Source organism: Salinicola socius, from assembly GCF_001937195.1.
GTDB lineage: Bacteria > Pseudomonadota > Gammaproteobacteria > Pseudomonadales > Halomonadaceae > Salinicola > Salinicola socius.
Genome location: NZ_MSDO01000001.1, coordinates 171,607 through 184,507, shown reverse-complemented (window position 1 = coordinate 184,507; position 12,901 = coordinate 171,607). Strand labels below are relative to the sequence as shown.

Sequence of the window (12,901 nt, the reverse complement as noted above, 5' to 3'; positions counted from 1 at the left end):
AGAAGTGCGAGGAACCGGGCAATATCCTGCTCCTGGGCTCCTGGGCTCCTGGGTTCTCTGGCTCTTCCTGGCGCAACGCGCCGCCATTCTGTCTTCAAGCGGCGCCGCCGCGTTCTTTCGGGTGAGGGATTGACGATGCGTTACATCAGTACGCGCGGCCAGGCGCCAGCGCTGAGTTTCGAGGAGGTCGTGCTGACTGGCATGGCGGTCGACGGTGGCCTTTACGTGCCGGAGACGGTGCCGCAGCTGTCGCACGAGGAGCTGGCCGCGATGGCCGGGCTCTCCTACGCCGAGATCGCCTTTCGGGTGATGAAGCCGTTCGTCGGCGGCGAGATCGACGACGACACCTTCCGCGGGCTGGTACGCGATGCCTACGCGACCTTCAGCCACGATGCCGTGGTGCCGCTCAATCAGCTCGATGCCAACCACTTCCTGCTCGAGCTGTTTCATGGCCCGACGCTGGCGTTCAAGGACGTCGCGCTGCAGCTGCTGGGGCGCATCCTCGATCACTTCCTGGCCAAGCGTGGCGAGCGGGCGGTGATCATGGGCGCCACCTCCGGCGATACCGGCTCTGCCGCCATCGAGGGCTGTCGTCACTGCGATCATCTCGACATCTTCATCCTGCATCCGCACAACCGCGTCTCCGAAGTACAGCGACGCCAGATGACCTCGGTGCTGGCCGACAACGTCTTCAACATCGCCATCGAGGGCAACTTCGATGATGCCCAGGCGATGGTCAAGGCGAGCTTCGCCGACCAGGCGTTCCTGAACGGCGCTCGACTCGTGGCGGTGAACTCGATCAACTGGGCCCGCATCATGGCCCAGATCGTCTACTACGTTGCCGCTGGCGTGGCGCTGGGTGCCCCGCATCGTGAAGTGAGCTTCTGCGTGCCGTCGGCCAATTTCGGCAACCTCTTCGCCGGCTACATGGCTTACAAGATGGGGCTACCGGTCAAACAGTTCATCATCGCCACCAACGCCAACGATATTCTGCACCGCACGCTGGCCGACAACGATTTTTCGAAGCGCGAGCTGGCAGCGACGCTGGCGCCATCAATGGATATCGTGGTGTCGTCGAACTTCGAGCGCCTGCTGTTCGATGCCTACGACCGGGACGGCAATGCCGTGCGCGAACTGCTCGAGCGTTTCCAGCAGGAGCCGGCCGTGCTGGCCGAAGCCCCGCTCGCCAAGCTGCGCGAGAAATTCTCCAGTTTCAGCGTCGATGACGACACCATCCTCGAAACCATTCGTGATGCCCATCATCGCACCAAGGCGCTGCTCGATCCGCATACCGCCACCGGTTACCGGGCGGCAGAGCGCGCCCGCGCCGATGCGGTGACGCCGATGATTACCCTGGCGACGGCGCATCCGGCCAAGTTTGCCGAAGCCGTGGTGAGAGCGGGTTTCTCCGGCGTGCCGCTACCGCCGCACATGGACGATCTGCTCGAGCGCGAAGAGCGCTATACGGTGCTGCCGGCCGAGCTGAAAGCGGTACAGAGCTTCATCGCCGATAACCGACGCTGAGCGCGACGCATGCCTGAGGCCATTGCCATTCCGGATTCTGCCCGGTGTCGAATCCAATCGCGGCCGAGAGACGAGAGTGTCTATCGGCGCGGGCTGGACGGCGGGCTTAGCGAGCTCCAGTCGCGCATTCTCGCCGGTCGGCTGCACGGGTACGACGGGCCGCTGGAGGCACTGACCGCACCGGCGCTGCGCTATCTCAGCCATCCCGAGCAGCTTTGCGACGCCCGCCGGGGTGCCGAGCGCATCGCGCGTGCCGTCAGCGATGGCGAGCACATCGGCATCCTCACCGATTACGACGTCGACGGCATCACCTCGCATGTGGTGATGCTGCGCTCGATGACCGAGCTGTTCGGCGTGCCGGCCCAGAAGCTGCATAGCCTGATCGGGCACCGCATCAACGACGGTTACGGCATCAGCCTGCCGCTGGTCGAGCGCACACTGGCGCTGAAACCGCGCCCGAGTCTGGTGATCACCGCAGATTGCGGCTCCTCCGACGAGCCGCGCATCGCGCGCCTGCGCGAAGCGGGGATCGATGTGGTCGTCACCGATCACCACGCCTTGCCCATCGAAGGCCCGCCGGCTTCCGCCTACGCCACGATCAATCCCACTCGTCCGGACTGCGGCTATCCCGACAAGACCATCGCGGGCTGCATGGTGGCGTGGCTGACGATGTCGCTGACCCGCTCGGTGTTGATCGAGCAGGGCGCGCTGTCGGCCTCTACCCCTAAGCTCTCACCCTGGCTTTCCTACGTGGCGCTGGGCACGGTGGCCGACTGCGTCTCGTTGGGGGCGAGTGCCGCCAACCGCGCCGTGGTGACTTACGGGCTGAAGCTGATCAACCGTATGGAATCGGCCTGCTGGCGGGTCATGGCAGAGCGCCTGGGCGCCGACAGCATGCCGTTCAACGCCGAGACGCTGGCCTTTCAGATGGGCCCGCGAATCAATGCGCGTTCACGACTGGATGACCCTTACGCGGCACTGCACTACATGCTGGCCGCGGAAGACGGCGTCGCGCGCCAGCATCTTCAGATACTTGACGACGACAATCAGGCACGCAAGGCGCTCGAGGCCGATATGGTCGAAAGCGCCCGTGCGCTGGCCAAACCGCAGCTGGCGGACGATCTGCCGGCGCTGGTGATCCACCTGCCGGAAGGACACGCCGGGGTGCAGGGCATCGTCGCTTCGCGCCTGGTCCAGTCCTACGGTCGCCCGACGCTGGTGCTGACGCCGGCCACCGCGCCGGACATGCTGACCGGTTCCGGACGTTCGATCGAGGCGCTGCATCTGCGTGATGCGCTGCAGCGCACCCACGATATCGCACCCTCGAGCCTGCCGCGTTTCGGTGGCCACCGCGGGGCGGCCGGTGTCGGTGTCCCGCTGGCCGAGCTGGGTACGTTCCGCCACGCCTTTCTGCAGGCCGTGCGGGAACAGCTGGGCGAACGTGAGCTGTTCCCGGTGGTCTGGACCGACGGCAGCCTGAACGCGTCGCAGCTGACCCTGGCAACGCTGGACGAACTCGAGGTGTTGGCGCCCTACGGCCGTGAATTCGATGCGCCGCTGTTCGAGGCCGAGTTCCTGGTCGAGCAGCTGCGTCCGGTGGGCGCCGAGGGCAATCACCTGATGCTCGAACTCTCCTGCGAGGCAGTCGTCAGTCGGGCCATCTGGTTCCGCGCGCTCAACCCCGGCGAAGCCGCCCCGATTTCGCTGGGCGACCGGATACGATGTGCCTTCAAGCTCTCTCGCAATCGCTGGAAGGGTCGTGAGTCGCTGCAGCTGATGGTCGAGCACGCCGAGCGCCTGACGCCCTGAACTCTCGAACCGCTCGCTTTTAGCCCCAATTCCTGCCCTGCACTTCTGCCGCGCCGACCTCGGCGCTTCCCCGTGATGCCGACGCTCTCTTCTGAGTCGCGTTGACGATATAATTCGCCGCGGCGCCACAAGCGCCGCCTTTGAATTCGGCTGCCTATCCGGCAGTGACAAGACAACAGGGATTGCCTGATGGAAGCGACGCAACGTCACCGTTCCTACGAGGATGCGCTGGCTATTTTACTGGGATCGTCCTGCGCGGCGCTGGGATTGGCGCTCTATCACCATGCCGAGATTCTGATCGGCAGCACCGCGGGCATGGCGTTACTGGTGACCTATATCACCGGTTGGAGTTTCGGGCCCGTCTTCTTCGTCATCAACCTGCCGTTCTACTGGCTCGCCTGGCGGCGCATCGGCCATCACTTCACTTTCAAGACGTTCGGCGCGGTGGCACTGCTTTCGTGGATATCCTGGATGCTGCCGAGCTGGCTGGAGATCGGCGAGGTCGACCCGCTGTTCGCGGCGCTGGCCGGGGGCAGCCTGATCGGTCTGGGCGTGCTGTTTCTGTTCCGCCATCGTGGCAGTCTCGGCGGCTTCAACATCCTGGTGGTCTATCTGCAGGATCGTTATGGCTGGCCGGCAGGCAAGGTGCAGATGGGGCTGGATGGCCTGATCATGTTGGCCGCGTTTTTCGTGCTGCCGGTGACCAACGTGCTTTATTCGATCGTCGGCACCGTGGTGCTGGGTGCGATTCTGACCATCAATCACCGCCCGGGACTCTACGCCGGCATCAGCCAGAGCTGAAGAACGCGCCGGAAAACGTCCGCCAGCGCCGCGATTCAATAGTTGGGCCACAGGCCCGGGGTGACCAGTTCGAGCAGGTGGCCGTCCGGGTCTCGAAAATAGAGGCTCACGCTGCCTTTCGGCCAGCGGGTTCGACCTTCGATCTCGATCCCTTGGTCGGCGAGGTGCGCCTCCCAGGCTGAGAGACTCGCCGTGGGAATCGCCAGCGCCAGGTGCTGACGGCCCTCGCCGTCGTGGGGCGGAATCGTACCCATGTCACCCGGCAGGAATACCGTCTCGTCGGTCTGACCCCGCTGAAACACCAGCAGCATGGTGTTGCCGGTGGGATAGGCGGTGAAGCGCTCGTCTTCGAGATGAGGCTCGAGCCCTAGCACGCGCATGAAGAAGTCCCGCGCCCGCTGCATGTCGGCCGTGTAAAGAACGCTCTCGATGACGCTGCCCAGCGGTGGTGCCTGGCGTGGTGAAGTCATCGCTTTCTCCTTGCTGGTTTCGGCCTTCTGGCTGCGATCAGCCGCGCAGCCAGAACCACCAGACGATGAACACGATCACGGCGATGCCCAGGGTGTTGAGCAGGAGTGTCATGCCGTTGCTTCCTCTGCTTGGATCTCGGGTTTCGAATGGCGACCGCGATCGGGCCGAAACAGGCGCAGTCGGTTGGCGTTGCTGACCACCGTGACCGAAGAGAGCGACATCGCCAGCGCCGCGATCATCGGCGACAGCAGCATCCCGGTGAACGGGTAGAGTATACCGGCGGCAATCGGGATGCCCAACGCGTTGTAGCCGAACGCGCCCCACAGATTCTGCTTGATGTTGGCAAGCGTGGCGCGGCTGATGGCGATGGCGTCGCCGACGCCATGCAGCGAGTTGCGCATCAGCGTGATGCCGGCACTTTCGATGGCGATGTCGGTGCCTTGACCGATGGCGAAGCCGACGTCCGCCTGGGCCAGTGCCGGGGCGTCGTTGATGCCGTCGCCGACCATGCCGACACGTTCGCCGCGTCGCTGCAGCTCGGCGATGGCCTGCTGCTTGTCGCCAGGCATCAGTTCGGCACGAACCTCGTCGATGCCCGCCTCTTTTGCGATGGCTTCGGCGGCAGCACGATTGTCACCGCTCAGCATCACCACTTTCAGGCCCTCCGCCTGTAACCGCGAAATCGCCGCGCGACTATCCGGGCGCAGTGCATCGCGAATCCCGAAAAGGGCTGCCAGCTCACCGCCGATGGCGAGATAGATCACGCTGGTCGCCTGCGCCTGCCACTCTCCGGCAGCGGACGCGGCGGGAGCGATATCGATGTCGTGCTCGTTCATCAGCGCGGCGTTACCCAGAAACACCTGGCTGCCGTCATTTAGCGTAGCGCTGACGCCACGGCCGGTCAGGCTCTGGAAGTCGTGAATCGACAGAGTATCCCCGGTATCGCCGACATGGGTCATCAACGCATCGGCCAGCGGGTGCTCCGAGCCGCGCTCCACGGCCGCTACCACCGCGTTGACACGCGCTTCGTGCTGCCAGTAGCGGCTATCGGTGACGCGCGGCTTGCCCTCGGTCAGGGTGCCGGTCTTGTCGACCACCAGCGTGGTCAAGTGGCTGGCGGTCTGCAGCGCTTCGCCGTCGCGAATCAGAATGCCGTATTCGGCGGCCTTGCCGATGCCGATCATGGTCGAGATCGGTGTCGCCAGACCCAGCGCACAGGGGCAGGCGATGATCAGCACGGTAGTTGCCGCCACCAGCATGTGCACGAGTTGCGGTGCGGGGCCGAAGTTGAGCCAGACCAGCGCCGTGACGACGGCGGCGATCATCACGCTGGGCACGAAGATCGCCGACACCCGGTCTGCCAGTGCGCCGATCGGCGGCCGCGACTCCTGGGCGCGGGAGACCTGATCGACGATACGCCCCAACCGGGTGTCGTCGCCGATATGGCTCGTTCGATAGATAAGGCTGCCTTTGCCATTGACGGTACCGGCGCTGACACGATCTCCCGGCGTCTTGCGTATCGGCTCCGGCTCGCCGGTGAGCATCGACTCGTCGATGAAGCTTTCGCCTTCCTCGACGTCGCCATCGACCGGTAGACGCTCGCCGGGCCGCACGCGAATTCGATCGTCCACCTGAACCTGCTCGATCTCGATATCGCGCTCTTGTCCATCACGGATCACCCGGGCCGTCTTGCTCTGCAGATCGAGCAGTCGAGACAGCGCCTGACTGGTGCGGCCTCGGGCCCTCAGCTCCAGTGTCTGACCGATGCCGATCAGACCGATGATCATCAGTGACGCTTCAAAATAGAGATGGCGGGAACCCTCGGGAATGGCCGTGGGTATCAGCAGCACGGCTATCGAATAGAGCCATGCGGCGGTGCTGCCCAGGGCAATCAGCGTGTCCATGTTGGCCTGATGATGACGAAACGCTTTCCAGGCGCCGTCGAAAAAACGTCGGCCCGCGGTCGCCAGCACGCCCAGGGTGGCAAGGCCCAGCGCCAGCCAGATCCCACGTTCGCCGCCTTCGAGCTGTGGGGTATGCACGAACATCGCCAACATCATCGGCACCCCCAGTGCCAGGCTGATGGCGGATTCGATGGCATGGCGGCGAGCCAGGCGGGAAGCGTTCTGCTGGCGCTTGGCGGAGGCCTCGCGCAGATCCTCGATTGGCGAGGCACCATAGCCGGCGCTCTCGACCGCCGCGATCAGCTCGGCGGTGCCTGCCTGGCCGCTGACCTGAGCCGTCTCGCTGGCGAAGTTGACCTGGGCATGCTGCACGCCAGGCGTGTTCGACAGCGCTTTCTGCACTGCGTTGACGCAGCCGGCGCAGGTCATGCCGCTGATCGACAGGCGTTGCAACTGGCCGATCTCTGAGGTCGATCCCGTCTCGTCGGATTCGCTCCCATCGGCGCTGGACTCGACTGCGGCCTCGACCGGAGCCGTGTCTGGTGTCCCGGCGTCTTCCTCGCGCGCCCCCTCGACCGGGGGATAACCGGCTTCGGTCAGCAGTTGGGCGAGCCGATCCTGTGACAGCGTGCTGATGACGTGAAGGCGATGCCGATCCGGTTCGCCGCTGACTTCGGCCTGATCATCCGCGGCTTGAATGGCCACGCGCATCCGTTTGACGCAGCCCTGGCAGTGCATGGCATCGACGCGATACTGGTAGCGGTTCATGAGCTCTTCCTTGCCGGTGCGCAACAGGCATCGGCGTTGTCGGGCGTCTGCTCGATCAGGCGGCAGATGCTATGGCCGTCGGGCGTGCCGTCCGGCAGTCGCGACCATTCGTTCATGGCACGCTCCATCCGATCCGCCAGCGCCTGAAGTTCGCGGATCCGAGCGTGAATCTGCGGCAGACGCGCGGCCAGCAGGTCGCGGACCAGCGGACAGGGAGAGTCCCCCTGATCGGCCTGCTCGAGAATGTCGGCGATCTCCTTGAGGCTGAAGCCCAGCGTCCTGGCTCGCTGAATGAAACGCAGCCGTTCGAGATCTCGCTGATCGAACAGCTGATAGCCATTGTCCGGGTCGCGGCTGGGCTTCAGCAGCGCCTGACGCGTGTAGTGACGCACCGTCTCGGCGGTGACACCGGCGGTTCGGGCCAGTTCGGTTACCTTCATCTCTCGTCCTCGCTGATCCACTGATAACGTCAGTCTAAAACCCAGGTGTAGCCCAATGGTCAAGCAGCCTCGTCATCGGTTGCCCCTGGCGTGACCGGGATATAGCGGTTGGTCTTACGACTAAAGAAATCTCTAAAAAGCGATTAAAACGACCGTTTGCGCATTGACGCTCAACCCCCGTTCCGTCAAAACGGATAGCGAAAAGTCGAGCTTTTTCATCTCGGGAAATGGCTCAGAGAAAAACGGAATCACCGACCGCATTAAAGGCAAACAAGCCGCCGCGGCGGCTTCCTGGGTCCAGGGGAACCAATCATGATTATTCGTTATCACCGTCTGACATTGGCCATCGCCTTAGCGAGCGTCGCGACATCGGGACAGGTTTTCGCCGGGTCGTTCCAGTTGCAGGAGCAGAGCGTCAGCGGCCAGGGCACCTCCTGGGCCGGGCGAGCTTCCAACGTACAGGATGCTTCCATCGTCTACGGTAACCCTGCGGGGATGTCCTTCCTCGATCGTGCCCAGATCACGGCCGGTGCCAACCTCATCGATGCCAGTGCCGACATCGACGAGGCCAGCGGCACTCAGCCGGCGGTAACCGGTGTCGGTCCGGGCGGACCCGTGATCGGCGCCGTGCCCTCCAGCGGGAGTAACGACGGCGACATGATCCCGCACAAGGCGATCCCGTTCGGTTACTACGTCCAGCCGATCAACGACCGCTGGACCTTCGGCCTCGGCGCCTACGTGCCTTTCGGCCTGGTCACCGATTACGACAACGATTTTCAGGGTCGCTATTTCGGCAACTACAGTGAAGTCGAAGTCATCACCGTTCAGCCAACGCTCGCCTATCGCTTCAGCGATCAATTCGCGATCGGGGTCGGCGTGACCTGGAACCATATCAACGGCGAACTCGAGAGCAAGACGCCCAACCCGCTGCCGGCCGCGCTGGGCGGCACCGGTGACGGCACCGTCAATGTCGAGGGTGACGACGACGCCTGGGGCTACAATATCGGCATGATCTATCGCCCGGTCGAGTCGACGACACTCGGTCTGACCTACCACTCGAAGGTCGATTTCGATCTCGATGGTGATGTCGACTACGACAATATCTTCAATAGCGCCAATCCGCTGGCCGGGCCCATCAACACCAGTGCCGATGCGGGTCTGGCGATCACGCTGCCGGAGACCATCGATCTCTCACTGACCCATGAGCTCGACGAGCGTTGGACGCTGATGGCCGGCGCGAGTTACATCCGCTGGAGTCGTTTCGACGAAATCAAGGTGAATGTCGGGCCCGGCGCGCCAACCGGCGACATCGTGGAAGAGCAGGATTACGACGATGTCTGGCAGTATCGCGCGGGTCTTTCCTATCGCGTCAATCCGCAGTGGCTGCTCCGTACCGGCATCGGCTACGACGAATCGCCGATCAACGACGAGCATCGTAGTCCGCGTGTGCCATCCGCAGACCGGACGCTGGTCTCGATCGGTGCCGGCTGGACGCCGATCGACGACCTGACCATCGACGCGGCCTACAGCTATATCTGGGAAGATCGAGCGGATGTCGATCTGCAGGATGCCAACGGCACTTCCTACCGCGCCGAGTACGACAATACCCTCAATCTGTTCGGACTACAGGCGACCTACCGCTTCTGATGCCACGCCAGTCGCGGCAACCCTATGACCCCGGCCCAGGCCGGGGTTTTTGCGTCATGGGGCGCGCCGGGACGATCCCTATATCCGAGTCACGGAGATGCATAAATAACGTTGGACGTTTCATTTCCTTTACATAATAAAAAAATATGTCACGTAGCAGCGCTCTCAGAAGAATAGAGAGACGGGATACTGATTCAGGCCGAGACCTGTTCGTCTCTCTTGTCTTGACCGACTCCTCAATTGTCTTGACCGACTCCTTAATATCCTCATGGCTCAGGAGGCTATCGATGGCACCTTCGGTGAACTCAGACCGCGATATCAACACGTTGGATGCCACAGCCGCTACGGCAGGCTCTCCACAATGGTTGTCGACGCTGGTGAAGGCCATCGCTTCGAGCAAGTCCAATGGCGAAACGGAAGAAAGTCGTGCTTCCGAGGCATCCGAATCGACCTCCGATACCTCGCTGAGCGTCGAGCAGATGCGCGACAAGTACGACATTCCGGATTTTACGGGTGACGGTCTGCTGGAGGTCAAGGTCGGTGACGACAAGACCGTGGGCGAGAAAGCCGCCGAGGATTTCATCAACGGTATCCGCGACGACGTGAAGAGTGGAAAACTCGCCGAGGATTCGGATGAAGCGAAACTGGTCGATCTGATCGACGCTCAGGGCGCCACCGAAAACGGCTACGATCTCTACGGCTACGTCGAGCTGATGGAGTCTGGCGGCTCGACCTACCGTCAAACCCAGACGGACCCGACGCACCTTACGGGCGATGACGCCAAGGCGATCATCGACGAAGACGAGTTGGCCAAACAGATTTCCGGCCTGATGCAGAAGGAAGGTATCAGCAAGCGTTACGACGATGCCCTGCAAGGCGCGATCGAGAGCATCCCCGAGGATACCAGGACGGATATCGCCGACAGGGTGGACAAGGCGCTATTCGAGCCCGACAGCAAGGACCCCAATCTGGACTTCGAGGATTACGTCATCGCCATGAAGGAGAAGGCGGACGCGACGGATGACGAGGCGCTGTCGGACGAGATCCAGAAAGAGGTCGACAACTATTTCGAAGCGTTGCAGGCGCTGGAGCCGGACAGCTACGTCGATCGTAAACAGACCTTCGATCAGAACATGATGACGCACCAGCTGGACTCCTATATGGAGAATCCCGACTCGGTGGATGCCGAAAATGCCAGCATTGGCCTGCGGGACACGATCGATATCGTGCAGGCCGGGGTCAACAGTACGCTGCAGAGCCTCGACAAGTCCGACAAGTCCTACAACGCCTATCAGACCCTGAACAAGGATCTGGAGTCCTTCAAGCAGTCTCTGCCCAGCCTGTCGCCGGAGGGCCACAAGCAACTGGCCAAGGCGCTGCAGCTGGCGACCGAGGTCACCAATCGTCCTGGCATCAGTCAGAATGAGAAGAACAAGCTGTTCCAGTCGGTCATCAACGATAACCTGAAATCGCTGCCTGCAGCGGAGAGAGGTACCTTCAAGAAACTGCTCGACTCGGCGAGTTCCACCGGCACCTTGGGCGCGATGAGTGGCACGATGAGCCTGATCAGCGGTGGTATGCAGATTTCCAACGGCGGTTGGGACGACATGTCCACCGACGAGCGCGTCGCCGCGGTCAGGGATCTGGTCGGTGCGCTGAGTTTCGGCAACGATTTCGCCCGATTCGGTTCGAACCTCATCGAGCAACTATCGGGCAAGATCGATGTGCCCGGCGTCGAGGGTGGCGTTCCCCGAGCGCAGGCGACCTCCTGGCTGGGGCTGCTGGGCGACAACTTCCCGGATATCTGGAGAACCGGAGCCGACGTCAAGGCCGACCTGTTCTCCGAGGCGATCAGTACCCGAGTCAACAAGGCCTCCGAGAATCTGGGCAATCAGGGGATCCCGCTGGATGATCTCGACGAGAACGGGCGCAAGAATTTCGAGAAGCTGGCGGAAAACCTGGGCAATCAGATGATCGACACGGGGTCTCGCACCTCGGGCGGGGATATCGCCAAGAATGCCGGGCGTTCGTTCCTTCGCTTCATGGGGGGCGCCGGACTGGATATCACCGGTGGCGTCATGGACCTCGTCAGCGGCGTCAAGAAGCTCAAGGATGCCGACACCGCGCTGGAAAGGGCAGGGGCCGGCCTTCAGATCGGGCTCGGTGCTTCCGGCACCGGCATGGCGATCGCCAATACGGTGTCGATGTTCGCGCCCAGCGGCAGCAATCTGGCCGCCAATATCGGCGGAATCGGCACTCGCGTGATGAGCGGGATCTTCATGGGAGCCCGCGTGGCTGGCCCGGTACTGGGTGTCGTCGGCACCATTTTCGGTATCGCCGGGACGCTGATCGCCGAGGCGATCAACCACAAGAAGCTGCAGAAGCTGACCGACTCCCAGGGCGAGTTCTTCAAGGATCTCTCCGAGTACGGCGTGACCGAGGAGGACTGGGGCGACAAGCTCGAGTTCGCCCGCTACGAGTCCTACATGTATGGCGGGCGCGACTCGCCCGACGATCAGTCGATCTTCGAGTACCAGGCCGACGAATGGGAACACTTCCAGAACACCGAGGGCGAGAAGGGCAGCTCGTTGCCGCGCCTGGCGCCTCATCTACACAAGGACGGCGACCCGGACGAGAAAAATCTCTGGGAAAAACATCTGGATGGCGGCACCACGCGACAGAACGGCAAGGACAGCTACTACAAAACCGATGACTGGCGTCCCTGGGGCGATACGGACACGGAAATACTGGACCCTGCGGACGAATCCGGTCTGCCCCGATATGGCGATAGTGGCGGCGCGGGCACCTTCAGCGACTTCAGAGAGGATATCGACCGGGTCGATATCGGTTCCATCGAGCTCGTCGATGATGGCCGCGTCGTGTTCGTGAAAGATGGCGTCAGGCAGATCATCGACCCCGAGGCCGGCGACAGTCACTCGGACAAGGAGACTCGCACCGAGATCATCGACTACCTCAAGGGGCTCTACGATCTTGCGCATCCAGACGGGGAGAGAAGCCAGCAGCGTATCGACGAGATGGATAGCGTGTTCGCCCAGACCGATCGCTACAACGATGTCGATGCCATCGGCAATTACGTCAAGGCGGAAGACCCCGCCGCCTGGGACGAAAAGCCTGATGTCGTCAATATCTTCGGCGACAAGGGGAGCCCGGGTAATTTCGGAGACTTCAAGGAGGACATGGACAAGGTCGATGTGGCCTCCATCCGGGTGTTCGACGATGGCCAGGTCTACTTCAAGAAGTCGGGAACCTGGTACGTGCTCACACCGAACGCCAACAGCAAGATCGACGGCGAGTTCGACAAGTTCACCGGCTACCTCAAGGAGCTTTACGACATCACCCACGATGATGGTGTGCTGAACAAGCGTCTCGCGGCGCAGATCGACGAGCTGTTCGGAAGTACCGACGATTACAACGATCTCGACGATCTCAAGAAGTTTCTTGATATCGCCTGAGCCTAATGGGTGTCCTGACAACGATCGAAGATAGAAGCCCCGCCGCGCCTCCATGAGCCATTGG

The 12,901-nt window shown here is 62.5% G+C and carries 8 protein-coding genes; 5 read left to right on the top strand and 3 right to left on the bottom strand.

All coding sequences use genetic code 11. The annotated features are described in order from the left end of the window. Window positions 1–135 precede the first annotated feature (135 nt). From thrC to BTW07_RS00790, 3 genes are all read left to right on the top strand, one after another. Window positions 136–1,524: a threonine synthase gene (gene thrC / locus BTW07_RS00800; RefSeq protein ID WP_075568241.1), complete on the top strand. Its 1,389-nt coding sequence runs from the start codon at window positions 136–138 to the stop codon at window positions 1,522–1,524. A gap of 9 nt (window positions 1,525–1,533) precedes the next feature. Next, window positions 1,534–3,333, top strand: coding sequence for a single-stranded-DNA-specific exonuclease RecJ (locus BTW07_RS00795; RefSeq protein ID WP_075568240.1), 1,800 nt, complete (start codon window positions 1,534–1,536; stop codon window positions 3,331–3,333). A gap of 189 nt (window positions 3,334–3,522) precedes the next feature. Further along, the gene (locus BTW07_RS00790; protein WP_075568239.1) at window positions 3,523–4,134 is read left to right on the top strand and encodes a YitT family protein; all 612 of its coding nucleotides are present in this window, start codon (window positions 3,523–3,525) and stop codon (window positions 4,132–4,134) included. 35 nt (window positions 4,135–4,169) lie between these two features. On the opposite strand, the gene BTW07_RS00785 is transcribed toward BTW07_RS00790, so the two are convergent. The 3 genes from BTW07_RS00785 to BTW07_RS00775 form a co-directional block, all read right to left on the bottom strand. Continuing rightward, on the bottom strand, window positions 4,170–4,604 hold the full coding sequence (locus tag BTW07_RS00785) for a VOC family protein (protein WP_075568238.1): 435 nt from the start codon (window positions 4,602–4,604) through the stop codon (window positions 4,170–4,172). Between the two features lie 108 nt (window positions 4,605–4,712). Beyond that, window positions 4,713–7,277: a heavy metal translocating P-type ATPase gene (locus tag BTW07_RS00780; protein WP_244158281.1), complete on the bottom strand. Its 2,565-nt coding sequence runs from the start codon at window positions 7,275–7,277 to the stop codon at window positions 4,713–4,715. Further along, window positions 7,274–7,717 (bottom strand): MerR family transcriptional regulator, encoded by a 444-nt coding sequence (locus tag BTW07_RS00775; protein WP_075568237.1) that lies wholly within the window; start codon window positions 7,715–7,717, stop codon window positions 7,274–7,276. The genes BTW07_RS00780 and BTW07_RS00775 overlap by 4 nt, the downstream gene beginning before the upstream one ends. A 312-nt stretch (window positions 7,718–8,029) precedes the next feature. Between BTW07_RS00775 and BTW07_RS00770 the strand changes: the two genes are divergently transcribed. Then, a complete protein-coding gene (locus BTW07_RS00770) occupies window positions 8,030–9,364 on the top strand; it encodes an OmpP1/FadL family transporter (protein ID WP_075568236.1) in 1,335 nt (444 codons plus the stop codon). A gap of 287 nt (window positions 9,365–9,651) precedes the next feature. Beyond that, window positions 9,652–12,837: a hypothetical protein gene (locus BTW07_RS00765; RefSeq protein ID WP_075568235.1), complete on the top strand. Its 3,186-nt coding sequence runs from the start codon at window positions 9,652–9,654 to the stop codon at window positions 12,835–12,837. The last annotated feature ends 64 nt before the right edge of the window (window positions 12,838–12,901 follow it).